The organism is Enterobacter sp. C3_dUdeg (assembly GCF_057536195.1).
Genome location: NZ_BAAKFX010000013.1, coordinates 63660 through 90362, shown reverse-complemented (window position 1 = coordinate 90362; position 26703 = coordinate 63660). Strand labels below are relative to the sequence as shown.

Annotated in this window: 31 protein-coding genes and 1 other RNA gene; 19 read left to right on the top strand and 13 right to left on the bottom strand. The window is 47.0% G+C overall.

Annotation, left to right across the window (positions count from 1 at the left end; all coding sequences use genetic code 11):
* The first annotated feature begins 168 nt into the window (after positions 1 to 168).
* Genes yfiR through AC27FC_RS20525 form a run of 3 tightly spaced genes read left to right on the top strand, consistent with a single transcriptional unit; the run spans position 169 to position 2368 of the window.
* Complete coding sequence (gene yfiR / locus AC27FC_RS20535) at positions 169 to 657, top strand: regulatory sequestration protein YfiR (RefSeq protein WP_072196595.1); 489 nt, start codon at positions 169 to 171, stop codon at positions 655 to 657.
* Positions 650 to 1870, top strand: a complete 1221-nt coding sequence (dgcN, locus tag AC27FC_RS20530) for a diguanylate cyclase DgcN/YfiN (protein ID WP_196355033.1) — start codon at positions 650 to 652, stop codon at positions 1868 to 1870. Before yfiR ends, dgcN begins: the two co-directional genes overlap by 8 nt.
* 12 nt (positions 1871 to 1882) lie before the next feature.
* Complete coding sequence (locus tag AC27FC_RS20525) at positions 1883 to 2368, top strand: OmpA family protein (protein ID WP_029741023.1); 486 nt, start codon at positions 1883 to 1885, stop codon at positions 2366 to 2368.
* 2 nt (positions 2369 to 2370) lie between these two features.
* Here the strand turns inward: AC27FC_RS20525 and AC27FC_RS20520 are convergent, their stop codons facing one another.
* From AC27FC_RS20520 to ffh, 7 genes are all read right to left on the bottom strand, one after another.
* Positions 2371 to 3741 (bottom strand): PepSY-associated TM helix domain-containing protein, encoded by a 1371-nt coding sequence (locus AC27FC_RS20520; protein ID WP_196355032.1) that lies wholly within the window; start codon positions 3739 to 3741, stop codon positions 2371 to 2373.
* Between the two features lie 38 nt (positions 3742 to 3779).
* Positions 3780 to 4184: a DUF2946 domain-containing protein gene (locus AC27FC_RS20515; RefSeq protein WP_094935668.1), complete on the bottom strand. Its 405-nt coding sequence runs from the start codon at positions 4182 to 4184 to the stop codon at positions 3780 to 3782.
* Positions 4185 to 4316: 132 nt separating this feature from the next.
* Positions 4317 to 4664 (bottom strand): 50S ribosomal protein L19, encoded by a 348-nt coding sequence (gene rplS, locus AC27FC_RS20510; protein WP_002914145.1) that lies wholly within the window; start codon positions 4662 to 4664, stop codon positions 4317 to 4319.
* Positions 4665 to 4707: 43 nt separating this feature from the next.
* Entirely contained in the window at positions 4708 to 5475 is a 768-nt protein-coding gene (trmD, locus tag AC27FC_RS20505) for a tRNA (guanosine(37)-N1)-methyltransferase TrmD (RefSeq protein WP_014832949.1), read from the bottom strand.
* A gap of 31 nt (positions 5476 to 5506) precedes the next feature.
* Positions 5507 to 6046, bottom strand: a complete 540-nt coding sequence (rimM, locus tag AC27FC_RS20500; RefSeq protein ID WP_029741020.1) for a ribosome maturation factor RimM — start codon at positions 6044 to 6046, stop codon at positions 5507 to 5509.
* A 15-nt stretch (positions 6047 to 6061) separates the two neighbouring features.
* On the bottom strand, positions 6062 to 6310 hold the full coding sequence (gene rpsP / locus AC27FC_RS20495) for a 30S ribosomal protein S16 (RefSeq protein ID WP_003863133.1): 249 nt from the start codon (positions 6308 to 6310) through the stop codon (positions 6062 to 6064).
* A 116-nt stretch (positions 6311 to 6426) separates the two neighbouring features.
* Entirely contained in the window at positions 6427 to 7788 is a 1362-nt protein-coding gene (gene ffh / locus AC27FC_RS20490) for a signal recognition particle protein (RefSeq protein ID WP_014884878.1), read from the bottom strand.
* Positions 7789 to 7954: 166 nt separating this feature from the next.
* On the opposite strand from ffh, the gene AC27FC_RS20485 reads away from it, so the two are divergent.
* The gene (locus AC27FC_RS20485) at positions 7955 to 8746 is read left to right on the top strand and encodes a cytochrome C assembly family protein (RefSeq protein ID WP_014884879.1); all 792 of its coding nucleotides are present in this window, start codon (positions 7955 to 7957) and stop codon (positions 8744 to 8746) included.
* Positions 8747 to 8765: 19 nt separating this feature from the next.
* On the top strand, positions 8766 to 10052 hold the full coding sequence (locus AC27FC_RS20480; protein ID WP_094935667.1) for an HlyC/CorC family transporter: 1287 nt from the start codon (positions 8766 to 8768) through the stop codon (positions 10050 to 10052).
* A gap of 51 nt (positions 10053 to 10103) precedes the next feature.
* Here the strand turns inward: AC27FC_RS20480 and grpE are convergent, their stop codons facing one another.
* Positions 10104 to 10697 carry a nucleotide exchange factor GrpE gene (gene grpE, locus AC27FC_RS20475; protein ID WP_139157721.1) on the bottom strand — a complete coding sequence of 198 codons (594 nt, stop codon included), beginning with the start codon at positions 10695 to 10697 and terminating at the stop codon, positions 10104 to 10106.
* A 122-nt stretch (positions 10698 to 10819) separates the two neighbouring features.
* On the opposite strand from grpE, the gene nadK reads away from it, so the two are divergent.
* The 3 genes from nadK to bamE all read left to right on the top strand — a co-directional run bounded on the left by nadK (position 10820) and on the right by bamE (position 13922).
* A complete protein-coding gene (gene nadK, locus AC27FC_RS20470) occupies positions 10820 to 11698 on the top strand; it encodes an NAD(+) kinase (RefSeq protein WP_008502500.1) in 879 nt (292 codons plus the stop codon).
* A gap of 85 nt (positions 11699 to 11783) precedes the next feature.
* Positions 11784 to 13445, top strand: a complete 1662-nt coding sequence (gene recN / locus AC27FC_RS20465; protein ID WP_033146256.1) for a DNA repair protein RecN — start codon at positions 11784 to 11786, stop codon at positions 13443 to 13445.
* A 138-nt stretch (positions 13446 to 13583) separates the two neighbouring features.
* The gene (gene bamE / locus AC27FC_RS20460) at positions 13584 to 13922 is read left to right on the top strand and encodes an outer membrane protein assembly factor BamE (RefSeq protein WP_008502502.1); all 339 of its coding nucleotides are present in this window, start codon (positions 13584 to 13586) and stop codon (positions 13920 to 13922) included.
* A gap of 103 nt (positions 13923 to 14025) precedes the next feature.
* On the opposite strand, the gene AC27FC_RS20455 is transcribed toward bamE, so the two are convergent.
* Complete coding sequence (locus AC27FC_RS20455) at positions 14026 to 14313, bottom strand: RnfH family protein (protein ID WP_048979774.1); 288 nt, start codon at positions 14311 to 14313, stop codon at positions 14026 to 14028.
* Positions 14303 to 14740: a type II toxin-antitoxin system RatA family toxin gene (locus tag AC27FC_RS20450; RefSeq protein ID WP_024908332.1), complete on the bottom strand. Its 438-nt coding sequence runs from the start codon at positions 14738 to 14740 to the stop codon at positions 14303 to 14305. The genes AC27FC_RS20455 and AC27FC_RS20450 overlap by 11 nt, the downstream gene beginning before the upstream one ends.
* Positions 14741 to 14896: 156 nt before the next feature.
* Between AC27FC_RS20450 and smpB the strand changes: the two genes are divergently transcribed.
* The 7 genes from smpB (at position 14897) to AC27FC_RS20415 (ending at position 21353) form a co-directional block, all read left to right on the top strand.
* Positions 14897 to 15379, top strand: a complete 483-nt coding sequence (smpB, locus tag AC27FC_RS20445; protein WP_024908331.1) for an SsrA-binding protein SmpB — start codon at positions 14897 to 14899, stop codon at positions 15377 to 15379.
* 89 nt (positions 15380 to 15468) lie between these two features.
* Positions 15469 to 15832, top strand: a transfer-messenger RNA (tmRNA) gene (gene ssrA, locus AC27FC_RS20440).
* A 166-nt stretch (positions 15833 to 15998) separates the two neighbouring features.
* Positions 15999 to 17228 (top strand): integrase domain-containing protein, encoded by a 1230-nt coding sequence (locus AC27FC_RS20435; RefSeq protein WP_487160350.1) that lies wholly within the window; start codon positions 15999 to 16001, stop codon positions 17226 to 17228.
* A 204-nt stretch (positions 17229 to 17432) separates the two neighbouring features.
* Entirely contained in the window at positions 17433 to 17996 is a 564-nt protein-coding gene (locus AC27FC_RS20430; RefSeq protein WP_487160349.1) for a hypothetical protein, read from the top strand.
* A 134-nt stretch (positions 17997 to 18130) separates the two neighbouring features.
* Positions 18131 to 18976, top strand: a complete 846-nt coding sequence (locus AC27FC_RS20425; RefSeq protein WP_024139402.1) for a DNA adenine methylase — start codon at positions 18131 to 18133, stop codon at positions 18974 to 18976.
* A gap of 18 nt (positions 18977 to 18994) precedes the next feature.
* Positions 18995 to 20686, top strand: coding sequence for an AAA family ATPase (locus AC27FC_RS20420; protein ID WP_109578972.1), 1692 nt, complete (start codon positions 18995 to 18997; stop codon positions 20684 to 20686).
* Positions 20687 to 20720: 34 nt separating this feature from the next.
* Positions 20721 to 21353, top strand: a complete 633-nt coding sequence (locus tag AC27FC_RS20415) for a hypothetical protein (RefSeq protein WP_024139401.1) — start codon at positions 20721 to 20723, stop codon at positions 21351 to 21353.
* A gap of 339 nt (positions 21354 to 21692) precedes the next feature.
* Here the strand turns inward: AC27FC_RS20415 and AC27FC_RS20410 are convergent, their stop codons facing one another.
* On the bottom strand, positions 21693 to 23069 hold the full coding sequence (locus AC27FC_RS20410) for a hypothetical protein (RefSeq protein ID WP_487160348.1): 1377 nt from the start codon (positions 23067 to 23069) through the stop codon (positions 21693 to 21695).
* A gap of 183 nt (positions 23070 to 23252) precedes the next feature.
* Here AC27FC_RS20410 and AC27FC_RS20405 point away from each other — a divergent pair, with 183 nt between their 5' ends.
* From AC27FC_RS20405 to AC27FC_RS20390, 4 genes are all read left to right on the top strand, one after another.
* Positions 23253 to 23693 carry a hypothetical protein gene (locus AC27FC_RS20405; protein WP_487160347.1) on the top strand — a complete coding sequence of 147 codons (441 nt, stop codon included), beginning with the start codon at positions 23253 to 23255 and terminating at the stop codon, positions 23691 to 23693.
* Positions 23662 to 24864, top strand: coding sequence for a relaxase/mobilization nuclease domain-containing protein (locus tag AC27FC_RS20400; RefSeq protein WP_487160346.1), 1203 nt, complete (start codon positions 23662 to 23664; stop codon positions 24862 to 24864). The genes AC27FC_RS20405 and AC27FC_RS20400 overlap by 32 nt, the downstream gene beginning before the upstream one ends.
* Positions 24865 to 25116: 252 nt before the next feature.
* Positions 25117 to 25395 carry a hypothetical protein gene (locus AC27FC_RS20395; RefSeq protein WP_487160345.1) on the top strand — a complete coding sequence of 93 codons (279 nt, stop codon included), beginning with the start codon at positions 25117 to 25119 and terminating at the stop codon, positions 25393 to 25395.
* 14 nt (positions 25396 to 25409) lie between these two features.
* Entirely contained in the window at positions 25410 to 25724 is a 315-nt protein-coding gene (locus AC27FC_RS20390; RefSeq protein WP_487160344.1) for a cell wall-binding protein, read from the top strand.
* Positions 25725 to 25776: 52 nt separating this feature from the next.
* On the opposite strand, the gene AC27FC_RS20385 is transcribed toward AC27FC_RS20390, so the two are convergent.
* Positions 25777 to 26202, bottom strand: a complete 426-nt coding sequence (locus tag AC27FC_RS20385; protein ID WP_487160343.1) for a hypothetical protein — start codon at positions 26200 to 26202, stop codon at positions 25777 to 25779.
* A gap of 94 nt (positions 26203 to 26296) precedes the next feature.
* On the bottom strand, positions 26297 to 26695 hold the full coding sequence (locus tag AC27FC_RS20380; RefSeq protein ID WP_050157595.1) for a hypothetical protein: 399 nt from the start codon (positions 26693 to 26695) through the stop codon (positions 26297 to 26299).
* Positions 26696 to 26703 lie beyond the last annotated feature (8 nt).

Here is a 26703-nt window from a genome sequence, read left to right as displayed (position 1 = left end):
TAGGATTTAGCTTAGGTCGGCCTCATGCTATTTCTGACATAATGACGGCCCTGATAAACAATGGTATTCTGCCCGCAACTCTTAAGGACATCTATTTCCAGAGCGATGTGGCGGATTCTGGTGAGAAATTTATTCTTGATCTCTTTTTTCCGACTCACTCTGGTGATAATGCTGTTCCTTATGGTGGGCCCTGCGGCGGCAGGCACGCTTACGGAAACGGATAAATCGGTACGCTCGATTGTCTCAGGCATCGTGAGCTATACGCGATGGCCGTCACTTTCCGGTCAGCCTAAACTCTGCGTCTACGCCACTTCGCACTATACGCACGCCCTCAGCGGCGATGAGGGGCATAGCGAGTTACCTTATACTCCCGTTATTGTACGTAACGATCAGGAAGCCCTGGCCGCGACGTGCGATGCGATCTATTTCGGGTCTGAATCACCGGCAAAACAACTTGAATTAATAAGTCAATATCAGGGCAGAGCGTTGCTATTAATCTCAGAGCAAAATCCGGAATGTGTAATTGGCAGTGCCTTTTGCCTGATAATCGATCGCGGCCAGGTACGGTTCGCCGTCAATCTGGATGCATTGACACGCAGTGGCGTAAGAGTCAATCCGGATGTATTAATGCTTGCACGGAATAAGCAGCATGGATAAAGATTTCACTTCAACGCCACGTCCGACGTTTAAAAGAACGTTGAGGCGAAACAGCATGATAAGCGTCATCATCACGATGACGTTAATATGGCTGCTGCTCTGTTTTGCTTCCGTCGTGACGTTAAAACAATACGCGCAAAAGAATCTCGAATTAACCGGCGCAACAATGAGCCACAGCCTGGAAGCCTCGCTGGTGTTCAACGACTCGCTGGCGGCCAACGAAACGCTGGCTGCGCTGGGCAAACAGGGGCAGTTTGCCGTGGCCGAGGTTATTAACGCGCATAAAAAGCGGTTTGCCTACTGGTCCTGGAACCCGGAGGACAACAACGACACGCTGGGCGCACTGGTCAGCCGCTGGCTTTTCCCCGTACCGGTTGCGCAGCCCATCATGCATAACGGCGCAACGATCGGCGAAATTCGCCTGACCGCGCGTGACAGTCTGATCGGCCATTTCATCTGGATGTCGTTTGCCGTTCTGACCGGCTGTATTCTCTTTGCAACCGTCGTCGCGCTCACCATTACCCAGTCTTTGCACCATGGGATGGTCACAGCCCTGCAAAACATCACCGACGTGGTGCATGACGTTCGCACTAACCGCAACTTCTCCCGCCGGGTGAAAGACGGCCGTATTGAAGAGTTTCACCAGTTTGGTGAGGACTTCAACAGCCTTCTGGATGAGATGGAGGAGTGGCAACTGAAGCTTCAGGCGAAAAATGCCCAGCTGCTGCGTACCGCCATGCACGACCCGCTCACCGGTCTTGCCAACCGCGCGGCGTTTCGTAACAGCATTGCGGCCTTAATGAACGACCCTTCTGCCAAAACAAACTCGGCCCTGCTCTTCCTCGACGGTGATAATTTCAAGTTTATTAACGACACCTGGGGACACGCGGCAGGTGACTGCGTGCTGATAGAAGTCGCCAGCAGGATGATGGAGTTTGGCGACAAACGTCACCATGCATACCGCCTTGGCGGTGACGAATTCGCTATGGTGCTGTACGGCGTACACTCTGAGCTCGAGGTTCAACACATTTGTGCTGCGCTATCGCAGCAGTTTATCCGTCCGTTTGATCTTCATAACGGACAAAAAGCATCGATGTCACTCAGCATTGGCTTTGCTCTGGCGTGGGAAAATGCTTCCGTGGAAGCATTACTGGAGAGGGCTGACCGCAACATGTATCAGGTGAAAAACCAGCGTACGAAAACAACAAGTTAGAAAGGATACACTATGTTAAAACGTTACTTCGCGCCGATAGTTCTGGCCTCACTGGTTCTGGCAGGCTGTCAGTCGCCCCCGGAAGGCAAATTCACTCCTGAGCAAATTTCGGCGATGAAGTCTTACGGTTTTAACGAACTGAACGGTGACTGGTCGCTTGGCATGTCGGACACCATCCTGTTTGATAAAAATGACGCCAGACTGCGCCCGGAAAGTGAAACGCAGATCCAGTCCATGGCCTCTCGCCTGGCGGAAACCGGCCTGAACCACGCGCGAATGGACGGTCACACGGATAACTACGGTGAAGAAAGCTACAACGAAGCGCTGTCGTTAAAACGCGCCAATGCCGTGGCCGATGCCTGGGCGAAGGGGGCAAATATCCCGCGCAGCAATCTCACCACGCGGGGGTTAGGTCAAAAATATCCGGTTGCGAGCAACAGTACCCCGCAAGGGCGCGCTGAAAACCGCCGCGTCGCAGTGGTGATCAGCACGCCATAGGGTTATTTAGCGGATGATTCGGCGAGCGTCACCCTGGTTGCCGCTCGCCAGCGCAGCCAGTCCACCAGAACAAACAGCGCCAGACTCACGCCCATGACCGGCAAGGCCAGCCCCAGCAGTATGCTGATTATCACCGTAATCCCTCTTCCCCACCCTGACAGCGCCAGCCAGCTCTGGCAAAGCGTCTGCACCGGATCCACGGCCGACCGTGCCGGACGACGCATCCACCACATCCGGTAACCCCAAATGATGAGCACGCACAGGGCGAGGCCGAACGCCACCAGCAGCAGCTGATTCACCAGCCCGAATAAGATCCCCATATGGAAATCCACGCCCCAGCGGGTCAGTTTTGCCATTAACGGGAAATCCTCGAATCGGGTTCTGTCCAGGATCTGCATCGTTGAAGGATCAACCGCAACGGCGTCCACCTGAGTCGGCCAGCTGCGATCGATTTCCGTCACGGTCCAGGCGCTATCCGCCGTTTTTGCCGGGCGGATCTCCAGCCTGTTGGCATCAATTCCTGCGTTACGCGCCGCGCTTAATACTCCGTCAAACTGCGTCAGATCCATCGCCATTTCCGGCATCATCATGCCGCCGTGATGGCCCCGGTGTTCGGCGTGCTCATCCACGATCTTCTGTTGACCGGAAAGCGTCGTGTTCACCTGCGGGGTAAGCCAGTTCATCTCTGCCCGCACCTTATCAACGTTCCCGCCTGCCCATTGAGACCAGGTCAGGCCGGTTGCTGAGAACAACAGCATTCCGCCCAGCAGACTCCAGCCCAGCGTCACGTGCATCCGACGACGATTCTGGAAGCGATTATTGATCCGCCGTTTGGGTCGGGTATAAAACCACAGGGCAGCACCGCCCAGCGCGGCAACCCACATCCAGGAGGCGGCAAGCTCGCTGTAGAGCCGCCCCACGTCGCCCAGCATCAAAGAGGTATGCAGATAATCAATGGTCTGACGCAGCGGTAAAATCCCGCTGGTGCCGTATACCGTCATATCTCCCAGCACCGCCAGGCTTACCGGATCAATAAAAATAGCCCGGTTCTCCGATGGCCCAAGCGTCGGGTCAGCAAACATCACGCGGGTGGTTTCGCCTTCAGCCAGCCCGGGACGCACGGCGTGCAAATGCACATCTGATCCAACGTTTTTTTCCGCCACGGCAATTTGTTCCGCCAGCGGCTGCGGCACGCCCACGGAATCCGTGTGGAGCGCGTGCCGGTAGAGCGCATTCTCCAGCTGCGGGGTCGCCACATACAGCGTACCGGTCAGCGCGGCAAAGAAGATAAACGGACCAACAAAAAGCCCGACGTAGAAATGGAGGCGACGCAGCAGGTTTCCCCATGCCGCGCGCGGAGTGCAGGTAGTCATGCTTTTCCTTTTTAAGGCAAAAAGTTATCGATTTAGTTTTAAAGGGAAAAAGCAGACTGCCGCGGCGGCGCGCGGGTATCAGGGTAAAGCCAGGGGAAAAAGTGCCAGTGGCTGACCGCCTGGCGCGGCGGCTTAATGCGAAGCCTCTGTAATACCGCGCTGAGCAGGACGATCAGCGCCAGCATCACGCCAGGGACATGCGCTAACAGCACGCAGTAGCCGCACGCTTCCGCATGGTCGACAGGCATCGTATGCGGCATATCGCCCTGATGCTCGTCCATCGACATCATGCTCATGTCATGATGCATGCCCGGCATCGCGCTCATGGGATCTTTCTGCAAGGAGACGGAGATAAGCGGCGCCACCACGATCAGCAGGATCGCAAACAGCGCGGTCAATGCCGCTGCGCGTTTCCGGTTAGGCTGATGCAGTACGTTATCCACTTCTCCTCCTTTCAAGAGGCAAGCATTGTAAATGATTTATGACAAAAGGGTTAACGCGAGAGGTGCGCAGGGATAAAAAAAGGGCCAGCCTTTCGGCCAGCCCTTTCTAACAGGATGTCGCTTAAGCGAATCTTAGTTCAGACGCTCTTTAATACGAGCAGACTTACCAGTACGCTCACGCAGGTAGTACAGTTTAGCTTTACGTACAGCACCACGACGTTTAACAGCAATGCTGTCAACTACCGGAGAGTGAGTCTGGAAGACACGCTCAACGCCTTCGCCGTTGGAAATTTTACGAACAGTGAATGCAGAGTGCAGACCGCGGTTACGAATAGCGATAACCACGCCCTCGAATGCCTGCAGACGTTTTTTGGAACCTTCAACAACCCATACTTTCACTTCCACGGTGTCACCTGGACGGAAGGAAGGTACGTCCTGCTTCATCTGCTCTTGTTCAAGTTGCTTAATAATGTTGCTCATAATTTAATCTCTTATCCTGGGTAAACTGATATTCGGGAGCGTATTACGCATTCCCATCATGTTCATGCTGCTGGTGCGCGTGTTCAGTTTTGAACTCGGCCAGCAACTTTGCTTGCTCTTCAGTCAGAGCCAGGTTTTCCAGAAGTTCAGGTCTTCTAAGCCAGGTTCGGCCCAGCGACTGCTTCAAACGCCAGCGACGTATCTCGGCATGGTTTCCAGACAGTAACACCGCCGGTACTTCCATCCCTTCTAACACTTCAGGACGAGTATAGTGTGGACAGTCCAGCAACCCATCGGCAAAGGAATCTTCCGTTGCCGAAGCTTCATGGCCCAGAACCCCCGGAATGAACCGGGCGACGGAGTCAATCAGCGTCATTGCGGGTAACTCACCACCGCTGAGAACGTAATCGCCGATAGACCATTCTTCGTCAATCTCGGTTTGAATTACGCGCTCATCTATTCCTTCGTAGCGCCCACAGACCAGAATCAGCTTTTGATTCGTCGCCAGTTCGCTCACGCCCGCTTGATCAAGCTTGCGTCCCTGAGGTGACAGATAAATCACCTTTGCGCCTTCACCTGCCGCGGCTTTTGCTGTGTGAATGGCGTCCCGTAAGGGTTGCACCATCATTAGCATCCCCGGTCCGCCGCCGTAAGGACGATCGTCCACGGTACGGTGCCGGTCATGAGTAAAGTCACGAGGACTCCAGCTCTGGATGCTCAGCAGGCCATTCTTTACTGCCCGGCCAGTTACCCCGTAATCGGTAATCGCGCGGAACATTTCAGGAAACAGGCTAATTATGCCAATCCACATAGCGCCGTCTTTTACCGTTTATCCGGAGAATTTAAAAACCAGGATCCCAATCTACTTCAATGGTTTGAGTAGTGAGATCGACTTTCTTGATAACCTGTCCATCGAGGAACGGAACCAACCGCTCCTTGATGCCAAATGCATCTTTCAGGTTTGCCTTAATGACGAGAACGTCATTTGACCCGGTTTCCATCATATCGATGACTTTCCCCAGGCTGTAGCCTTCGGTAGTGACTACCTGGCAACCCATAAGGTCTTTCCAGTAGTAGTCGCCCTCTTCCAGCTGTGGCAACTGCGACGAATCCACGACAATTTCACAATTAGTCAGCGCATTCGCAGCATCACGATCGTCAACGCCTTTCAGCTTGATGATGATGTCCTGATTGTGGTGACGCCAGCTTTCCAGCTCGACCTCTTCCCACTTACCGCCTTTCTGGATAAACCAGGGCTGGTAATCAAAAATGCTATCAGCGTCTTCAGTGGAGGAAAACACTCTGAGCCAACCACGGATACCGTAGCAAGAACCCATTTTTCCCAATACGATCGGTTCAACAGGTGCTTTATTGCTCATCATGACCACCGTGACAGATTAAGCTGCTTTGTTTGCTGCTTTGATCAGCGTAGCAACGCGATCGGAAACAGTAGCGCCCTGGCCAACCCAGTGAGCGATACGATCCAGATCCAGACGAGTTTCTTCTTCTGCGCCAGCGGCCAGTGGGTTGAAGAAACCAACGCGCTCGATGAAGCGACCGTTGCGTGCATTACGGCTGTCAGTCACAACAACCTGGTAGAACGGACGCTTTTTAGCGCCGTGACGAGCTAAACGAATAGTTACCATAACATCCTCTTGTGTGAATAAAACAACCGGGCCCCATCGAGGAACGGAGCCCGGGTGTCATATTAAAAGCCCGAAAATTTTACTCATTTTCGGGCAAAAAGCAATCTCAAAAGCGATTAACGCCCTGGAAAACCGGGTGGCATCATGCCTTTCATGCCGCGCATCATCTTCGCCATGCCGCCTTTCTTCATTTTCTTCATCATGCGCTGCATGTCGTCGAACTGTTTAAGAAGACGGTTAACGTCCTGCACCTGCATGCCGCAACCGGCTGCGATACGGCGTTTACGGGAACCTTTGATGATATCCGGGTTAGCGCGCTCTTTCAGCGTCATCGAGTTGATGATCGCCTCCATACGCACCAGCACCTTGTCATCCATCTGCGCTTTCACGTTGTCAGGGATCTGGCCCATGCCCGGCAGTTTGCCCATCAGGCTGGCCATGCCGCCCATGTTTTTCATCTGACGCAGCTGCTCAAGGAAGTCGGTAAGATCGAAACCGTCACCTTTTTTCAGCTTGCTGGCAAGCTTCTCGGCCTGCGCGCGGTCAACTTTGCTCTCGATATCTTCGATCAGCGACAGCACGTCGCCCATGCCGAGGATACGGGAGGCAATACGATCCGGGTGGAACGGCTCGAGCGCTTCAGTTTTCTCGCCCACGCCGAGGAATTTAATCGGCTTACCGGTGATGTGACGAATCGAGAGCGCCGCACCGCCGCGGGCGTCACCGTCCACTTTAGTCAGCACCACGCCGGTTAGCGGCAGCGCTTCGTTAAACGCTTTCGCGGTATTCGCCGCATCCTGACCGGTCATGGCGTCGACAACGAACAGGGTCTCTACCGGGTTGATAGAGGCATGTACCTGCTTGATCTCGTCCATCATCGCTTCGTCAACGTGCAGACGACCGGCGGTATCCACCAGCAGCACATCGTAGAATTTCAGCTTCGCTTCTTTCAGCGCCGCGTTAACGATGTCGACAGGCTTCTGCGCCACGTCGGACGGGAAGAAATCTACGCCGACCTGCTCGGCCAGGGTTTCCAGCTGTTTGATCGCCGCCGGGCGATAGACGTCCGCAGAAACTACCAGCACTTTCTTCTTGTGCTTTTCACGCAGGAATTTACCCAGCTTACCGACGCTGGTCGTTTTACCTGCACCCTGCAGGCCCGCCATCAGCACCACGGCCGGCGGCTGAGCCGCCAGGTTAAGCACCTGGTTCTCTTCGCCCATCGCCGAAACCAGTTCATTACGAACGATTTTGACGAACTCCTGACCCGGGGTCAGGCTCTTGTTAACTTCATGACCAACCGCCTTCTCTTTAACGCGGTTGATAAAATCACGAACAACCGGCAACGCGACGTCTGCTTCCAGCAGCGCCATGCGCACTTCGCGCAGCGTTTCCTTGATGTTCTCTTCAGTAAGGCGTCCGCGGCCGCTGATGTTGCGCAGCGTGCGCGACAAACGATCGGTTAAATTATCAAACATTGTCTCTCGCCTGAGTAGAAACGTTGGGCCGCCATGGGCGACACATACACAGAATTTTGCCGGAGTATAACATGAAGGCGCCTTTGTTGTTATGCAACGGTTGGAGCAGGCGTCACGTAACGTTATACTGCTTCTCTTTCTTATTAAGACAACTGTCGATGCCTATATGCCTGTTTTCGCACTGATCGCCCTTGTTGCCTACTCTGTCAGCCTCGCGCTGATCGTTCCCGGACTGCTGCAAAAAAACAGCGGCTGGCGGCGCATGGCTATTCTTTCCGCGGTGATCGCACTGATCAGCCACGCGTTTGCGCTGGAATCACGCATCATTCCCGGCGACGGCAGCGTGCAAAACCTGAGCGTCCTCAACGTCGGCTCGCTGGTCAGCCTGATGATCTGTACGGTAATGACCATCGTCGCGTCTAAAAATCGCGGCTGGCTGCTGCTGCCGATTGTCTATACCTTCGCGCTGATCAATCTGGCCCTCGCCACCTTTATGCCTAATGAATTTATTACGCATCTGGAGGCGACGCCGGGGATGCTGGTGCATATCGGCCTGTCGCTCTTTGCCTACGCGACGCTGATCATCGCCGCGCTTTATGCCATGCAGCTCGCCTGGATTGACTACCAGCTGAAAAACAAAAAGCTGGCGTTTAACCATGAGATGCCGCCGCTGATGGTCATTGAGCGTAAGATGTTCCACATCACCCAGGTGGGCGTGGTGCTGTTGACGCTGACGCTCTGCACGGGCCTGTTTTACATGAAGAACCTGTTCAGCGTGGAGAATATCGATAAAGCGGTGCTCTCCATCATCGCGTGGTTTGTCTATATTGTCCTGTTATGGGGCCATTATCATGAAGGCTGGCGCGGTCGTCGCGTGGTCTGGTTCAACGTCGCGGGTGCGGGCATTCTCACCCTTGCCTATTTTGGCAGCCGCTTCATACAGCAATTTGCTGGCTAAGTAACAAAAGGAGTTCCCCCTGGAACACATCTCTACCACCACGCTGATCGTTATCCTGATCGTCATGGTGGTCATCTCCGCCTATTTCTCCGGCTCGGAAACCGGCATGATGACCTTAAACCGCTACCGGTTACGTCATCGTGCTAAACAGGGTAACCGTGCCGCTCGTCGCGTTGAAAAACTGCTTCGCAAGCCGGATCGCCTGATAAGCCTGGTGCTCATCGGCAACAACCTTGTCAACATTCTGGCCTCCGCCCTCGGCACCATCGTTGGGATGCGCCTGTACGGCAACGCCGGGGTGGCGATTGCCACCGGCGTGCTGACGTTTGTGGTACTGGTGTTTGCCGAAGTGCTGCCGAAAACCATCGCCGCGCTTTACCCGGAGAAAGTCGCCTACCCGAGCAGCTTCCTGCTGGCACCGCTGCAGATCCTGATGATGCCCCTGGTCTGGCTGCTGAACATGGTGACGCGCGTCCTGATGCGGATGGTGGGGATCAAAGCCGATGTCACCATCAGCAGCGCGCTCAGCAAAGAAGAGCTTCGCACCATCGTGCATGAATCCCGCTCGCAGATCTCCCGACGCAATCAGGACATGCTCCTGTCGGTGCTGGATCTGGAAAAGGTGAGCGTAAACGACATCATGGTGCCGCGTAACGAAATCGTCGGTATCGACATCAATGACGACTGGAAAGCCATCGTTCGCCAGCTGACGCACTCCCCGCACGGGCGCATTGTGCTCTATCGCGACTCGCTGGATGACGCCATCAGCATGCTGCGCGTGCGCGAAGCCTACCGTCTGATGACCGAGAAAAAAGAGTTCACCAAAGAGGTGATGCTGCGCGCCGCCGACGAGATTTACTACGTGCCGGAAGGGACCCCGCTCAGCACGCAGCTGGTGAAATTCCAGCGCAACAAGAAGAAGGTCGGCCTGGTGGTCAATGAGTACGGCGATATTCAGGGACTGGTGACGGTCGAAGATATTCTGGAAGAGATTGTCGGGGACTTTACTACGTCAATGTCGCCTTCCCTCGCGGAAGAGGTTACCCCGCAAAACGACGGCTCGGTGCTGATTGACGGTAGCGCGAACATTCGTGAACTCAACAAAGCCTTTAACTGGCATTTGCCGGAAGATGAGGCTCGCACGATTAACGGGATGATTCTGGAAGCGCTGGAAGAGATCCCGGCGGCGGGCACGCGGGTGCGCATTGAGCAGTACGATATTGATATCCTGGACGTGCAGGACAATATGATTAAGCAGGTGAAAGTCCTGCCCGTAAAACCCCTGCGCGAAAGTATCGCTGAGTAAGGCTGTAGGCCGGGTAAGGCGAAACCGCCACCCGGCACTACGAATGGCAAATTACGCTTTCGCTTTCACCACGGTCACCATCGCAGCGCGAATGGTACGGCCGTTCAGGGTGTAACCTTTCTGCATCACGCCCAGCACTTTACCGGCTTCCACCTCTTCTGACTCCACCATTGCAATCGCCTGGTGGACGTTTGGATCCAGCGGTACGTTGGTATCGGCAATCACTTCCACGCCAAACTTACGCACCACGTCGAGCATGGATTTCAGCGTCAGTTCAATACCTTCGATCATCGCCGCGTTGTCCGGATTCGCTTTGTCAGCCACTTCCAGCGCGCGATCGAGGCTATCGATTACCGGCAGCAGTTCGTTGACGAATTTCTCCAGCGCAAATTTATGCGCCTTCTCAACGTCCTGCTCGGTACGACGACGCAGGTTTTCCATTTCCGCCTTGATGCGCAGAACACCATCGCGTTCGCGATTCTGTGCTTCTACCAGCTGGGCTTCCAGATTCGCAATTTTTTCATCGCGCGGGTCCACCTGCTCAGCAGATGCGTCTGGCTCTACAGCCTCAACTTCATCGTGCTGTTCCGTGATAATTTCTTCAGGGGCTTGCCCCTCAGGCGTTTTCTGTTCTTTACTACTCATGAATTTCTCCGCGTTTTTCTGCATTCATCTCGCTAACTTCGCTTATTATGGGGATCAGTTTCCGGGATTCAAGGGAACAAGACAGATTGTCATCATTCATCAGGCACAAGGACCTCCAGAAAATGAATAATCATTTCAGGTGTATTGGGATCGTCGGGCATCCGCGTCACCCTACCGCACTAACGACACATGAAATGTTGTATCGCTGGTTGTGTAGCAAAGGCTATGAAGTGATGGTCGAGCAGCAGATTGCGCAGGAGCTGCAGCTGAAGAGCGTCAAAACCGGCACGCTGGCGGAAATTGGTCAACAGGCCGATCTCGCCGTGGTGGTGGGCGGCGACGGCAACATGCTCGGCGCGGCCCGCACGCTGGCGCGTTATGACATTAAGGTCATCGGCATCAACCGTGGCAATCTCGGCTTTTTAACCGACCTCGACCCGGACAATGCCCAACAGCAGCTGGCCGACGTGCTGGAAGGGCACTATATCAGCGAAAAACGCTTTTTACTGGAAGCGCAGGTGTGCCAGCAGGACTGTCAGAAGCGCATCAGCACCGCGATTAACGAGGTGGTTCTTCACCCCGGAAAAGTGGCGCACATGATTGAATTCGAAGTTTACATCGACGAAATCTTTGCCTTCTCCCAGCGTTCCGACGGGCTGATTATCTCCACCCCGACAGGCTCAACCGCCTACTCGCTTTCTGCCGGCGGCCCGATCCTGACGCCCTCGCTGGATGCCATTACCCTGGTGCCGATGTTCCCGCACACGCTCTCCGCCCGCCCGCTGGTCATCAACGGCGACAGCACGATACGCCTGCGCTTCTCGCACCGCCGTAACGACCTGGAGATCAGCTGCGACAGCCAGATAGCGCTGCCGATCCAGGAAGGTGAAGATGTCCTTATTCGTCGGTGTGATTACCATCTGAATCTGATTCACCCGAAAGATTACAGCTATTTCAACACATTAAGCTCGAAGCTTGGCTGGTCAAAAAAATTGTTCTGATTTTGCATCCAGTACTTTACTGTATAAAAAACCAGTTTATACTGTATGAAAACACAGTTATGGTTTTTCATACAGGAAAACAATTATGCTGGCACAACTGACCATCAGCAACTTTGCCATTGTTCGTGAGCTTGAGATCGATTTCCACAGCGGCATGACGGCGATCACCGGGGAAACCGGTGCAGGTAAATCCATTGCCATTGATGCCCTCGGCTTGTGCCTTGGCGGCCGCGCAGAGGGCGACATGGTGCGCATGGGCGCAAACCGTGCCGACCTGTGCGCCCGTTTCTCCCTGAAAGACACCCCTGCCGCCCAGCGCTGGCTGGAACAGAACCAGCTTGAAGATGGACGTGAGTGTTTACTTCGCCGCGTGATCAGCAGCGACGGTCGTTCACGTGGCTTTATCAACGGCACGGCGGTCCCGCTCTCCCAGCTTCGCGAACTCGGCCAGCTGCTTATCCAGATCCACGGTCAGCACGCGCACCAGCAACTCGTCAAACCTGAACAGCAGAAAGCGCTGCTCGATGGCTATGCGGGTGAGTACGCGCTTACTCAGCTTATGGCGGAGCACTATCGCCAGTGGCATCAGAGCTGCCGTGAACTTGCCCAGCACCAGCAGCAAAGCCAGGAGCGCGCAGCACGTGCGGAGCTGCTGGCGTACCAGCTTAAAGAGCTCAACGAATTCAACCCGCAGCCGGGTGAGTTTGAGCAAATCGACGAAGAGTACAAACGTCTGGCAAACAGCGGCCACCTGCTCTCAACCAGCCAGAATGCGCTCAACCTGCTGGCGGACGGCGAAGACGTGAACCTGCAAAGCCAGCTGTATAACGTCCGCCAGCTCATTACCGAATTGGTCGGCATGGACAGCAAGCTTTCTGGCGTCCTGGATATGCTGGAAGAAGCGGCCATTCAGATCTCCGAAGCCAGTGACGAACTGCGCCACTACTGTGAACGTCTGGATCTCGACCCGAACCGTCTGTTTGAGCTGGAGCAGCGTATCTCCCGTCAGATTTCACTGGCGCGCAAGCACCACGTCACGCCGGAAGAGCTGCCAGGATTCTATCAGTCTCTGCTGGAAGAACAGCAGCAGCTTGACGATCAGGCTGACTCGCAGGAGACCCTCTCTCTCGCGGTGAACCTGCACCATGAACAGGCGCTGGCGACAGCGCAAAAGCTGCATGAAATCCGTCAGCATTACGCCCAGGAGCTAAGCCAGCACATCACCGACAGCATGCACACGCTGGCGATGCCGCACGGCATCTTCACCATCGATGTTCGCTTTGAAGAGAACCACCTGACGGCGGAAGGTGCGGACCGCATCGAGTTCCGCGTCACTACCAACCCGGGGCAGCCGCTGCAGGCTATCTCCAAAGTGGCCTCCGGCGGTGAACTTTCGCGTATTGCGCTGGCGATTCAGGTGATTACCGCGCGTAAAATGGAAACCCCGGCGCTGATTTTCGATGAAGTGGATGTCGGCATCAGCGGCCCAACGGCGGCGGTGGTGGGCAAACTGCTGCGCCAGCTAGGCGAATCAACGCAGGTGATGTGTGTCACCCACCTGCCGCAGGTCGCGGGCTGTGGTCATCATCACTTTATTGTCAGCAAAGAAACCGACGGTGAAATGACCGAAACGCACATGAAGCCGCTGGATAAACGTGCGCGTCTGCAGGAGCTTGCTCGCCTGCTCGGCGGCAGCGAAGTCACCCGCAATACGCTCGCGAACGCGAAAGAACTGCTGGCGGCATAAACTTTTTCGGGATCTCAGGGTCATACAGAACAACAAAAACGCCGCCAGACCGGTTTCAAAGTGGGACAAGGTCTATTATCATCGGCATATTACATATGAGCCGCGTTCTGCTCGGGCCCGAAAAGGAATCAAATCACTATGCGTTGTAAAATGCTGACCGCTGCCGCAGCGGTTCTTCTGATGTTGACCGCAGGCTGTTCCACTCTGGAGAAAGTGGTTTACCGTCCTGACATCAACCAGGGGAACTACCTTACCCCTAACGATGTGTCCAAAATCCGTGTGGGGATGACACAACAGCAGGTCGCTTATGCACTGGGAACCCCGATGATGTCCGATCCATTCGGCACTAACACCTGGTTCTATGTATTCCGTCAGAAGCCGGGCCACGAAGATGCGACCCAGCAGACCCTGACGCTGACCTTCAGCAGCGCCGGTGTGTTGACCAACATCGACAACAAGCCTGCCCTGACCAAATAATCGGAAGTCAGAAATGCAAAAAGGTGCTCATTGAGCACCTTTTTTGTTTTTCTTTTATCCCCTCGCCCCTTTGGGGAGAGGGTCAGGGTGAGGGGAAAACACGCTACTTACCCGATTTCTCCGCACGCTGACGTCGCAGCTCTTTCGGGTCAGCAATCAGCGGGCGATAAATCTCAACCCGGTCGCCCTCTTTCAGCACATCACCCAGCTTCACCGGACGGCTATAAATCCCGACCTTATTTTTCGCCAGGTCGATATCGCTGCGAAGTTCGAGGATGCCGGACGCGCGGATAGCCACCTCAACGGTTGCCCCCTCTTCCAGCGTCACGTGCTGCAGATACTGCTTCTCCGGCAGCGCGTACACCACTTCTACAGCAATCTTATGCGACACTGTAAACCTCTTTGGCGCGGGTGGTGAACGCCTGAACCATATTCGAGGCCAGCTCTTTAAAGATGCGGCCAAACGCCAGCTCAATCAGCTTATTGGTAAATTCAAAGTCCAGCTGGAACTCGATGCGACAGGCGTCAGCGCTCAGCGGCGTAAACTTCCAGCCCCCCATCAGGGTTTTAAACGGACCATCCACCAGATGCATCAAAATACTCTGATTGCTGGTCAGCGTATTGCGGGTGGTGAACGTCTTGCTGATCCCCGCTTTGGAGACATCCACCGCCGCAGTCATCTGCGTCGGGCCGGACTCCAGAACGCGGCTCCCGGTGCACCCCGGAATAAATTCTGGATAAGACTGAACGTCGTTCACTAACTGATACATTTGTTCCGCGCTGTAAGGCACGAGCGCAGTACGGCTAATCTGAGGCATAGCATTTCCCATGGTCACACAACGGACAAATAATAACATTTATCACCTGTTAAAAAAACGCTAAGCCTCATCTCGTGCTAAGATAGCGCGTTAGACCTCACAGGACGCAATGAGGTGACTTTTTGAAATCAGATTACCGACGGCTTTACGACACTTATGACGAAGAAAAAAGCACATAAACCAGGCTCGGCGACCATTGCGCTCAACAAGCGTGCTCGCCACGAGTATTTCATTGAAGAAGAATTCGAAGCTGGCCTTGCGTTGCAGGGCTGGGAAGTAAAATCGCTGCGCGCCGGGAAAGCCAACATCGGCGATAGCTACGTGATCCTGAAAGATGGCGAAGCCTTCCTGTTCGGCGCGAATTTTACGCCGCTGACCGTCGCCTCCTCACACTACGTGTGTGATCCAACGCGCACGCGTAAACTGCTGCTAAACAAGCGTGAACTGGAATCCCTCTACGGACGCATCAACCGTGAAGGTTTCACCGTGGTCGCCCTGTCCCTGTACTGGAAAAATGCCTGGTGCAAAGTGAAAATTGGCGTCGCGAAGGGTAAAAAACAGCACGACAAACGTACTGACCTGAAAGAGCGCGAGTGGCAGCTTGATAAAGCGCGCATCATGAAAAACGCAGGACGTTGATTCTGCACACTTATTGTACTATTCAATAAGGTAGCGTTCCGGGCTGGTATCCAGGAAGTGAAATCTGGTATACTTAGTTCAACACTATTGGGGCTGATTCTGGATTCGACGGGATTTGCGAAACCCAAGGTGCATGCCGAGGGGCGGTTTGCCTCGTTAAAAGCCGCAAAAAAATAGTCGCAAACGACGAAAACTACGCTTTAGCAGCTTAATAACCTGCTCTGAGCCCTCTCTCCCTAGCTTCCGCTCTTAAGACGGGGATCAAAGAGAGGTCAAACCCAAAAGAGATCGCGTGGAAGCCCTGCCTGGGGTTGAAGCGTTAAAACTAATCAGGCTAGTTCGTTAGTGGCGTGTCTGTCCGCAGCTGGCGTGCGAATGTAAAGACAAACTAAGCATGTAGTACCGAGGATGTAGAAATTTCGGACGCGGGTTCAACTCCCGCCAGCTCCACCAATTTTTAGTTGTTTGAAGTACAGTGAAGTCTACTAAGCCCGCATGGAACCAGCCTTGCGGGCTTTTTTACGGCTATAGTAGTCTACCGAGAATTGCTAGAAGCTACTCGTTATGGCACCCTTTTTGGGACCCAACACAAAGGGTCCAAAACTTGAGGGTCCCAAACATGGCAAAAATCGCTAAGAAGCTCACTGACACTGAAATCAAAAGCACCAAACCTGCCGAGAAAGAGGTTAACCTTTTTGACGGCGATGGTTTGCTCTTGCGAATCGCTCCCCTGGCGAAGGGAGGGAAGAAAAATTGGTATTTCAGATATGCAGTGCCTGTGACCAAAAAGCGAACTAAGGTGAGCTTAGGAACCTATCCTCACCTTACACTTGCGAAGGCACGAGCTTTACGTGATGAATACTTGTCGTTGCTTGCAAATGGTATAGACCCACAAGTTCATAACACCCAGAAAGCCAATGCCCTAAAAGATGCAACGGAACATACATTTCAAGCAGTAGCCAAGAAGTGGCTTGATGAGAAAGTCAAAACGTCAGGCATCTCCCAGGATCATGCTAACGACATCTGGCGAAGCCTAGAAAGAAATATCTTTCCAACGTTGGGTGATACCCCCATTAAGGAGATTCGCCCTAAAATGCTTAAACAGCATTTAGACCCTATAGAAAAACGAGGTGTCCTTGAAACACTTCGCCGCATCATATCCCGCCTGAATGAAATTTTCCGCTATGCAGCAACAGAAGAACTCATAGAATTCAATCCGGCTGACAATCTTGCCCAGAGATTTAGTAAGCCGAAGAAACAGAACATGCCAGCCCTGCCCCCAACCGAACTCCCCCGCTTCCTTACAGTGTTAAACAACGCCTCAGTCCGTATGGAGACACGATTGCTGATTGAATGGCAGTTACTAACTTGGGTTCGTCCTGGTGAGGCTGTTCGCACCAGATGGGCCGATATAGATACTGACAACTCAATGTGGAACATCCCGGCGGAGTTCATGAAAATGAAGAAGCCTCATAAAGTTCCACTAAGTAAAGAAGCTTTGCGAGTCTTGGATTCAATGAAAGCCATCAGCGGGCATAGAGAGTGGGTTTTCCCCAGTATCAAAGCTCCACTCAATCACATGCATGAACAAACAGCCAATGCGGCCATAATCCGTATGGGCTTCGGAGGTGAGCTTGTAGCCCATGGAATGAGATCTATTGCGCGAACGGCCGCAGAGGAGTCTGGTAAATTCAGGACAGATGTCCTCGAAGCTGCTCTTGCACACTCAAAGAAGGATGAAATAATTGCCGCTTATAATCGTGCAGAATACTTAAAAGAGAGAGGGATACTAATGCAATGGTGGAGTAACTATGTGCAAGCTCAAAGGCTAAAAGCCATTGCAGCCTGATTATCAAAATAATTAACTTTATTAATGGAAGAATAAAAATGTATAGAGTAAATCAAATCATCAAAACAATAAGTAAAATGAATTCTTATGCTCCCTATAATCAAATAAATAAAAAAAGCAACTTACTTAGAAAGGTTCAAGTATTTTCATTTCTCACATCACTCATTTCTCACATCACTCATTTCTCTTGTTTTAATGGTGATAATGGCAGTTATCTATAAAATTTGTGGCCTTCCCAAGGAGCCATTTGTTTTACCAGCACTCGTTCTGTATGTCCTCAATTCCGTTGCCGGTATAGTTTATTTGTTTACACCTATAATTCCAAGTGTGAAGTTCATGCTCAACTTCAAAAAAGAAATTTTCAATGATCTAATTTGTGAAATTGACAATGATGAACAAAATATAGAAAAACTGATGCCTTACTCGTTGACTGAATTAAACTATTCAATAGATTGGTTGAACATAAAGATACAAAGAGTGAAATCAAGAATAAATGATTTCTTTGGAGAAAAAACTGCCGTCTTATCAATAATTGGATTAGCATACTCAGCAGTTCAAGGTTTTGGTGGGTTAGACAAATTGAGTGATACCATATCAAAAGGGATCTTCAATTCCGGCACAGCAAATACATTAATCGTATTTGGACTGGCTTTCCTTTTAGGGTTATCACTTGGAGCATTAGCACTTAAAAATGTAGCAAATCATTTGCAATATCTGAAAGAGATGATTGAATTAGCTAAAAAAATAAAACAACAGAATAATGAGTAAATCATTAGCATTTGCGACATCCTTTACTCACAAAATGAATCCACCGATCATCTTTATATTTACACCTAGAATTGATGGATTCAATGTGGGTAGTATGGTAAAATTGAGATTATTTTTTACTGAGTTGATAACGGATGCCAAAGCCTTCTCATTTCAAAACTCCCCTCCGTTATCCTGGAGGTAAAGCAAAATTCTCTCCACATATAGAGCAAATTCTCCGTTGTAACGACTTAGTCGGAGGTTGCTATGCGGAACCCTATGCTGGTGGAGCAGGTGTTGCTTTAGGTTTGCTACTCAACGGTCTTGTTGAGGACATTTTTATTAATGATATAGACCCAGCACTTTATGCTTTTTGGTCGGCTGTTGTAAATTATAACGAATCATTATGCGAAATGATTAACGAAATCCCTGTAACTATTGAGAACTGGCATATACAAAGAGATATACTATTTAATAATGATAAATATAGTATGCTTGAAGTCGCTTTATCGACTTTCTTTTTGAACAGGACAAACCGCTCAGGCATTCTCAAAGCCGGAGTTATTGGCGGTAAAGAACAAAAAGGAAAGTGGAAATTAGATGCCAGATTTAATAAACAGGACTTAACCAAAAGAATAAAACTAATTGGCACCTATAAAGATAAAATTCATGTATCGAATCTTGATGCTGTAGATTTTCTGATGGCTCAAAAAAGTTCATTACCTAAGAAAAGCTTAATCTATCTTGATCCTCCCTACTATGTTAAGGGTGCCGAACTATATCGCAACTTTTATCAGCATGATGACCATGTTAAAATTGCTAAAACCTTGCGAAATATCACGCTTCCCTGGATTGTTTCTTACGATAACGTTAATGAAATAAGAGAAATCTATCGCGGCCTTAACATGGCTGATTATTCATTAAGTTATACGGCTCAGGATAAGAAGAAAGGGCTTGAAGTTATCATTTATAATGACGGGGTAAATATCCCTGAGATTTGATTTTAAGGATGAGTTGAAATGATCAAAGATATTAGCTTCAAAAAATTCAAGAAACTTATCGATATCGATTTTTCATTCGATAAGGATGTTAACATCATCTCAGGTACAAATGGTACATGTAAAACGACATTACTACACTTGATTAGTAATGGTTTTCAGATGCCAAAAGTAAGGTCTCCTAATTATAACAATAACAATTGCTTAAAAGTAATAAAAACTATAAACAGAATTGCAAACCCCAAAATGGAGGCTATTGTAAGAGAATCCAAAAGTTATACAGATCCTGCGGAAGGAACTAAAGGAAATTTATTCTCAATAAACTATTTAGATGGAAGTGCTCTTGATTTTAGAAAGCACAACTCAACGAATCCTGACGAAGCACAAAGGTATGCCATAAAACCATTGTATCCGAGAGGGGGACCAAAACAATCACTCCCAGCAAAACCTGTTTTGTACCTTGGATTGTCGAGATTGTTTCCTATTGGTGAAACAAAAGATGACGACTTAACGAAAATATCACTTAATCTACCAGATCAATATGTTGATTATATATCCCAACTATATAAGGATTTTTTAGGGATAAGTATAAGCAACATCGAATCCAATAATATTGGAGATTTTAAATCGGGTCCACTATTTGACACAGACAATCCCGAAATTGATTCCAACACTATTTCTTCTGGTGAAGATAATTTATTTATAATAGTGAAGGCTTTAGTAAGCCTCCGTTATTATTTTGAGTCTCTTTTAGTTTCAAATGATATTAAAGAAAGCATACTTTTAATCGATGAATTTGATGCAACTCTACATCCTTCATTACAGTTAAGACTTTTAGCAAAGATTAGAGAATATGCAAGAAGTTACAAGATACAAGTATTTTTTACCACACATAGTCTTTCTTTACTTGAGTATGCTTTTAAAGAAAAGTTCAATATCTTATATCTAATTAATGATTATACAAGCGTTTTCAAATTAGAAGAACCTGATTATTTAAAAATCACTATGTTTTTAAAAAATCAAACTCGTGATGATACTTACAATAGAAACAAGATTCCCGTATTTATGGAAGATCCTGAAGCTCGTTTTTTCTTCGACGAAATTTTCAACTATTGGATAAGTAAAGCTCCAGAATTAGCTATAATAAGAAATTATTTCCATTTAGTTGCCTGCTCAATTGGAGCTAATAATCTTAAAACAATTTTCGATGATCCCCATCTTATGGAGACATCTCTAAAATCGATTTGTATATTCGACGGCGACCATGAGGGCGATATCCGAAAAAGCACTATTTCTCTCCCAGGAAAAAAAGCTCCAGAAGAATTATTTTTCGAACACGCCGAAACTATTTTACACGAAGATGATTCAACTTTTTGGCGTAATCCTGACATATTCAATCAAGGGTATGTGAAAGAATATTATCTCACAGAGATTCAACCACACATTATTGCAATTAAAGAAGAATACGATACAAAAATTCAGAATGAAGAATCAACACATGGTCTGAAAAGGAAGAAAAACAAGGCATTGTTTAATAAGAACACTCAGTTCTTCAAAATGGTGGTTAGAAATTGGCTTGGTCGGCAAGAAAATCAACAATCTATCGCCTATTTTTATAATGGTCTACAACAATTATTTTTTAAAACATCGACTCCAAATGGCATTGATAAGAAAATTTGGAACTTTAATTATACTGAAATGATGAATAAATAATTAGTCTTTTACAATGATGACAGGAGTTAATTGTATGAATGTAGAGACAGCAAAAGATAGAGCTATCACCAAATTTTATAACCAATTCGGTAATATAGCAGCTAAAGAAGATTTAAAAATAAAAATTAAAAGGATAAGGCGATTTTTCACTCCATCTTATTACTCAATTACTATTACAGCTTATAACAACGGATTAGCATTCTCTGATACATATAATATTTGTGATAAACAAAGCTTGTCCAAATCACCTGTTATATGGATATATTTCGCTGTATATGCATTGTTATCTATGTTATTTATAGCGGGGGTTCACAACAACTGGAAATTTTATGAAATTATCTATTTCTCCCCTATGCTATTCGGTTTTATGTATTTTAAATGTTGTTATCCCTGCCTAGGAGATCTTCTTAAAAAGCAAGCTGATACTTTTTCATTTTTCTTAGGAATGATCACAGCATGTAGTCTCTCTTTAAAGTTATCAAATCTCAACATAACGATGCTTTCATTCCTGCCCGACATACTAAAACTCTCAATAATTTTTCTTATACTTCAGCTCTTTTGCATTTTCATTAGTGTAAAATTTTATATCAGTGCTTTTGACCTATTGAAAACAGTGACAACCGACAAAAAAACAGGCTGGATCTGGCTTTTAAAATTACTCTCCTAACTTATTGATCTCACTGATAATATACAATGGAAAAATAAGAACTGAGTGAACTATAACAAAACAGGAAAAGCTATTAATGAATACATGGATGTTTTCATTATTATTTCCAAACACTATAATATCAGCCCAACAGATCACATTAATCATTAAGATAAACAATATCATTTTTATATTCATGAGCACCTCTAATTAAAATCACTCCCATTCATATCATTAACGCCAAAATATATAATAGTCAATTTTATTTTCTACAAGCAAGGGCTAACCAATAGAAGCTCCGCTTCTGTTGGCACCCTTGCTTTTCGCCCTTTGGTTTGAAAAGTAAATCTTACAATTGACTCATTCTAAAAAGGTATAATCATTCAGTTTCCACATTTTTATAATTTGGCCTACGCCACAAAGCAAATCATCTTTTCCTTTAAGATAAACATTTGAATGACACTTATCATTTATTACTTCTGGAGAGTGTTTTTTACAAGTATCAAGTAATTCGCATCGAAAATTTCCTTTCAAAGTAAAGTTCACAAATTCATTTAGCATTGGCAAAAAAAGATAATAGCGGTCATACCTATGATCCGATATAGAATGACCAATATAGCCAGAATTATTAAAAATAGGTGGTATGCCAACAGTTTTCATTATTTCAATTATCTCAGATATGGCCTCTTTTGGTGTTTTAAAAAGAAGCTTTGAAATCATATACAAATCTCCGTTTCGATATATATTAACTGCATCATTGATATGTGAAAGAAGATCTGTGATCGATTTGTAATCCTCAAGACTCGAAAATAATGTTTTATATTCTTCTAAAGTTTCATCAGCATACTTATGTAGCAATTCAATTGAACTATAACTTATAGGACCATCATCAGTTTCCATTATATAGCAAGCATTAAAAATTTTTCTCATATGATCGGGAGTAAGAACATTGTAGTCAAACCCTTGTTTTTTCAATCCGATTAATAAATCATAAAATGTTTCCCCTGGACTTCGACTTTGCAAAGCAAATTCACATAAGCAAGCTATTATCTTATCATCAACCTCCATTTCCAAAATGAATGCAGCAACATCTTTTACAACAAAATATGGAACTTGAGGTAAGATAACATTTTTTTCTGATACATGTTTCTCTATCGCATATGCCATAAATTCATAAATGCAAACGGCACCAAGCATAACATCAATTTTATTAGGATTATCTTTCCTCTGACCGGTTGGGTCAAAAAGATATGTAACTCTAATGTTTTTTGATAATGTTGCCCCTGCTGGTAGCTCCATTATATCTTCATCAAAATCAGGATGCTTGCTAAAGCATTCAGCTTTCACATCATGTACAACATAAAATCCTGAGGATTGATTTATTTTTTTAATGTCACCCTCCTCACCATTACTTCCTTCGAGCATAGTATTCAGAGACATAGCACTTTCAATTAATGCCCCATCTTTCCCGGAAGGACTAAAAAAAGGAAATTGTCTAACGAACCCATTATCCTTGTTATATATGCCATAAACTAAATGCTGAGTAATAATTGCCAGATTACTTATACGATACCAACCATATACAGTCGAAATACTTTGCAAGAAATGAGTATACTCATGGACAAGAGTTTGATTCTCCTCAGGAGTTAATTCTTCCATAGAATTATCTGTATTGATTGTGAGATGAAATCCATCCATTTTATAACTTCCAACATCCTTAAATTTAGAACTACCCATTATACTTCTCCAGAAATAACTCAACTTTATTTGTTATGTAATTTAGGTTCTAAACCAGAAAGCAACGTTCTTAACGAATAGAAACATCATCTCAAAACATAGAATTTTTATTTCAAAGATTATTGACAATTACTATCCATCTTATATAAAAGCATATACTCATCAATATGAAAAGGATTTTATATGGATAAACAACCAACAATGTCTTGCATTGCTGATAACATCACACCTTTATCAAATGAATCTTCAAATTTTACCAGTCTATTGCCAAATACACTTAGAACTCATTGTGTAAGTGTCCGTCTTAATAACTCAGAACTTCAGTTACTCAACACAAAACGAGGTTCTACATCTAAAGGCGAATGGTTACGTATGGCTTCCTTGCAGAAGCTCCCTATGAATGTACCTCCTGTAAACATCGAAACATGGAAGACTCTGGGTGAGATCAATCAGAAGCTAAACCGTATAGCTCTTCATATCGATAGTAAGAGTAAAGATAGCCAGCTTACACATACAGAGCTTTTCGCTGTGAAGCGACAATTGGAAGAGCTTCGCCAGCACCTGCTAAATGCTGACATATGGAGCAAACCCTATGAAGGGTATGCGGAAGATCAAGAGGGGTAAGAACTTTGCTGGTGTGGTCCAATATGCATTGAAGCCAGGTTCACATCATAAAAGTGATCCAATCGTCATTGGCGGGAACATGTTAGGTGATTCAGCCTGTGAACTGATCGCAGAATTCGATAGCACCAAGCATCTACGCCAAGATATCGCAAAACCAGTTTGGCACAACTCGCTAAGATTGCCTGACGGCGAAACATTATCGAATGACCAATGGGCAAGGATAGCAGACGACTATATGAAAAAGATGGGGTTCAATGATACTCATCTCCGTTGCTATGTGCTTCATGACGACGATGGCCAGCATATACACATCATTGCCAGCAGGATCGACATGGCCGGTGGGAAGCTCTACTTGGGTAGGAACGAAAATCTTATAAGCACACGGATCATCAGTGAACTCGAAATCGCTCACGGTCTGACAGTGACCAAGACAGCACCTTCCATTACACCAAAGCAACAGAAGCGAAGAAAAGTTTCCCGTAATGAACAGATGCTTTCAGAACGGACTGGCCTTCCCTCCCCTAAAGAAGTTCTGCAGCAGATACTTGATAAAAGTTTATCTGATAAGCCGGACCTTCTAACTTTCACAAAACGACTGGAAGAAGCAGAAGTCGGCTGGACGGCGAATGTCGCTTCAACCGGGAAAATGAACGGGTTCTCATTCTCCTACCGCGATATAGCTTTCAAGGCATCTAAACTTGGAAAGGCATACTCTTGGGTAAATCTTCAAAAGCAGCTTAACTACAACCCTGACCACATAGAAGCTCTGCAAAGCGACATATCGATAAAAGACCAATCTGCTGCTCCTGCTCCTGCTCCTGCTCCTGCTCCTGCTCCTGCTCCTGCTCCTGCTCCTGCTCCTGCTCCTGCTCCTGCTCCTGCAACAATTTTGGAAACCAGGGAGCAAAAGGAAAGTATCAGTGAAAAAATTGCTGAACTCGAACTGCGACTCAGAAAAGACAGACGAAACGAGATCGTTGAGAAGATTCTCCAAAAGAATGCGGTTAACCAGCAAAAGCATCTCAGGCTTATCGGCTGGCTTCCATTTCTTAGAAGGCTTACAGAGCTTCTCCGAAGCTATGGTAAGAGCATTCTTCACAAGCCCCTCCCTGGATTCTCAAAACTCCATGCCACACGACCTCTACACAAAGGAAGAAAAATTCATTTATAGACATCAAGTTACCGCTTACACCCGACTGCGATATCAGTTAGAAAGTGATGGGTTTAGGATAAGTCAACAAAATATTGATCGTTATTACAGATCAATAATCTATTTGTGATAGCTTTAACCTATCATGATTCAAACATCGATCGGTACAAGTGATTTTACTAAAGATAATTATTCATCGAGAATCCCTGAAAAGAGCCTGATGATTTTTAAGCAATAGCAGTATCAGGAACCGATTGTAAAAATGGAGTTAATATGAATAACGAAACCATTAAGTGTCCGTTCTGCTTCAAAGAGAGCCAGTTTGGTGTCCGTGTCTGCACTGGCTGTCATTCAACCATCAAATATGGCGAAGTTTCAGCCTGGTTATCGTTGTTCATAGGATTTATTTTATTAGCAATTGCCTACATCATACTTTATATAAGTCAAAGTTTTTTAGTAGCTATCATTATTTTATTGGTATTAATGGTTTCGACAAGATTGTATATTCGTAAAAAATTTGCACATAGAGCAATTTTCACGCACCAAAATTAATAAAGGGATTTAAAATGAAAACCTATGCTATCATAACAATCATTCTTTCAATTTTTTTATTAACCGCCTGTAATTCTGAACCATCAGACAAAGACATCTATAATGCATTCAAAAGTGTTGTAGATAGAACCAACGCAAGTATGAAAGCTTTTGATTCAAGAGTTTCTGAAAATGATCTTTTAACAATCGATTATGTGAAAAAAGTTAGCTGTTCAAAAGAAGCTAATAATGTTTATAACTGTATAGTAGATGCTTCTATTAGCAACAATAAACAGACAAAGCCTGTTAAGCTTGTGAAAGCTGATGGTGTCTGGAAAGAAGTTCAGTAGTAGTTTATATCGAGAAGTCTCTTTTAGCCCCTGCATAGGGGCTTTTTATTGTCTATAATCTGACGGTTCTTACGCGAACTTCATGGATTAACTCTTTTTCAATTACTTTCATTTCATATTGTGCTCTGACCGTAGCATAGATTTGTTCTGCTTTTTTCTGATTGTTATCTATGAAATTAACAAGCGAGTTTAGCTCTCTTAGAACCCCTTCTTTGTTATTTAATCGTTGTAGTAGATTGCTTGTCAGACTTTTGTATACCGAGATAAACATAGCCATTATGTTATCAATATTACGATTAGATCTAGAATAAATATTTTTAGGGTAAAAATATTTTAGATGGTATCCCACAAAAATTAAATAAAGCTGGTATGAGAAACTTTTATCATGCGGCTGATATCGCTTAGAGATATATTTATCTACGATGACGATAAGCTGCTCTTCCAGTGTTTCCACTGGAAAGTTGTTTTTTTTGTCCATAAATTGCATCCTTGCAAGTTAGTTTTGTCTTCCTGACTACATATACAAATACCATATTAATATTCACTGTCAATAGGTAAAACCTATCAAGATATTATTTTCTTGCTCTCTGTGGCAGTTCTTCTTCAAGAATAGAAGCCAATATATTATGCCTGTAAGCATTTTCGTGCATTCTTTGAATCATAAGCAGTAAATTATTATTTTCATATTTTAGTGCCGAATTATCATTTTCAAGTCGTTCTATTCTTTTCGCCGCAAGGCTCAGGCTACCGGGTAACTTCGTATTTTGACGTTTAACCATACCAGATCTTTTTCTGGTCCTATACGCAATGACAATCTCACTATGCTGGCTTAATGCTTGCCGTGTAGGTACTTTACCTAAAATTTTTTTGCAAGCCACGCATAAAGAATCCCAAGTGAAATCAGGCTTACTCCAGGTTTCAATAAGTTTAACAATAGCTTTTATTTCTTTATCATAAAATTTTCTTGCCATATAATCTC

Excerpts from the sequence above, each read along its gene's own strand:
- AC27FC_RS20410 (WP_487160348.1), bottom strand. The coding sequence starts at position 23,069 with ATGGGTAGTTCTAAATTTAAGGATGTTGGAAGTTATAAAATGGATGGA.
- grpE (WP_139157721.1), bottom strand. The coding sequence starts at position 10,697 with ATGAGTAGTAAAGAACAGAAAACGCCTGAGGGGCAAGCCCCTGAAGAA.
- dgcN (WP_196355033.1), top strand. The coding sequence starts at position 650 with ATGGATAAAGATTTCACTTCAACGCCACGTCCGACGTTTAAAAGAACG.
- AC27FC_RS20390 (WP_487160344.1), top strand. The coding sequence starts at position 25,410 with ATGAAAACCTATGCTATCATAACAATCATTCTTTCAATTTTTTTATTA.
- AC27FC_RS20435 (WP_487160350.1), top strand. The coding sequence starts at position 15,999 with ATGGCAAAAATCGCTAAGAAGCTCACTGACACTGAAATCAAAAGCACC.
- recN (WP_033146256.1), top strand. The coding sequence starts at position 11,784 with ATGCTGGCACAACTGACCATCAGCAACTTTGCCATTGTTCGTGAGCTT.
- AC27FC_RS20420 (WP_109578972.1), top strand. The coding sequence starts at position 18,995 with ATGATCAAAGATATTAGCTTCAAAAAATTCAAGAAACTTATCGATATC.
- AC27FC_RS20425 (WP_024139402.1), top strand. The coding sequence starts at position 18,131 with ATGCCAAAGCCTTCTCATTTCAAAACTCCCCTCCGTTATCCTGGAGGT.
- AC27FC_RS20415 (WP_024139401.1), top strand. The coding sequence starts at position 20,721 with ATGAATGTAGAGACAGCAAAAGATAGAGCTATCACCAAATTTTATAAC.
- rimM (WP_029741020.1), bottom strand. The coding sequence starts at position 6,046 with ATGATGAGCAATAAAGCACCTGTTGAACCGATCGTATTGGGAAAAATG.
- ffh (WP_014884878.1), bottom strand. The coding sequence starts at position 7,788 with ATGTTTGATAATTTAACCGATCGTTTGTCGCGCACGCTGCGCAACATC.
- trmD (WP_014832949.1), bottom strand. The coding sequence starts at position 5,475 with ATGTGGATTGGCATAATTAGCCTGTTTCCTGAAATGTTCCGCGCGATT.
- rpsP (WP_003863133.1), bottom strand. The coding sequence starts at position 6,310 with ATGGTAACTATTCGTTTAGCTCGTCACGGCGCTAAAAAGCGTCCGTTC.
- AC27FC_RS20405 (WP_487160347.1), top strand. The coding sequence starts at position 23,253 with ATGGATAAACAACCAACAATGTCTTGCATTGCTGATAACATCACACCT.
- AC27FC_RS20430 (WP_487160349.1), top strand. The coding sequence starts at position 17,433 with ATGGCAGTTATCTATAAAATTTGTGGCCTTCCCAAGGAGCCATTTGTT.
- bamE (WP_008502502.1), top strand. The coding sequence starts at position 13,584 with ATGCGTTGTAAAATGCTGACCGCTGCCGCAGCGGTTCTTCTGATGTTG.
- smpB (WP_024908331.1), top strand. The coding sequence starts at position 14,897 with ATGACGAAGAAAAAAGCACATAAACCAGGCTCGGCGACCATTGCGCTC.
- nadK (WP_008502500.1), top strand. The coding sequence starts at position 10,820 with ATGAATAATCATTTCAGGTGTATTGGGATCGTCGGGCATCCGCGTCAC.
- AC27FC_RS20380 (WP_050157595.1), bottom strand. The coding sequence starts at position 26,695 with ATGGCAAGAAAATTTTATGATAAAGAAATAAAAGCTATTGTTAAACTT.
- AC27FC_RS20395 (WP_487160345.1), top strand. The coding sequence starts at position 25,117 with ATGAATAACGAAACCATTAAGTGTCCGTTCTGCTTCAAAGAGAGCCAG.
- AC27FC_RS20485 (WP_014884879.1), top strand. The coding sequence starts at position 7,955 with ATGCCTGTTTTCGCACTGATCGCCCTTGTTGCCTACTCTGTCAGCCTC.
- AC27FC_RS20520 (WP_196355032.1), bottom strand. The coding sequence starts at position 3,741 with ATGACTACCTGCACTCCGCGCGCGGCATGGGGAAACCTGCTGCGTCGC.
- rplS (WP_002914145.1), bottom strand. The coding sequence starts at position 4,664 with ATGAGCAACATTATTAAGCAACTTGAACAAGAGCAGATGAAGCAGGAC.
- AC27FC_RS20525 (WP_029741023.1), top strand. The coding sequence starts at position 1,883 with ATGTTAAAACGTTACTTCGCGCCGATAGTTCTGGCCTCACTGGTTCTG.
- yfiR (WP_072196595.1), top strand. The coding sequence starts at position 169 with ATGCTGTTCCTTATGGTGGGCCCTGCGGCGGCAGGCACGCTTACGGAA.
- AC27FC_RS20450 (WP_024908332.1), bottom strand. The coding sequence starts at position 14,740 with ATGCCTCAGATTAGCCGTACTGCGCTCGTGCCTTACAGCGCGGAACAA.
- AC27FC_RS20400 (WP_487160346.1), top strand. The coding sequence starts at position 23,662 with ATGAAGGGTATGCGGAAGATCAAGAGGGGTAAGAACTTTGCTGGTGTG.
- AC27FC_RS20385 (WP_487160343.1), bottom strand. The coding sequence starts at position 26,202 with ATGGACAAAAAAAACAACTTTCCAGTGGAAACACTGGAAGAGCAGCTT.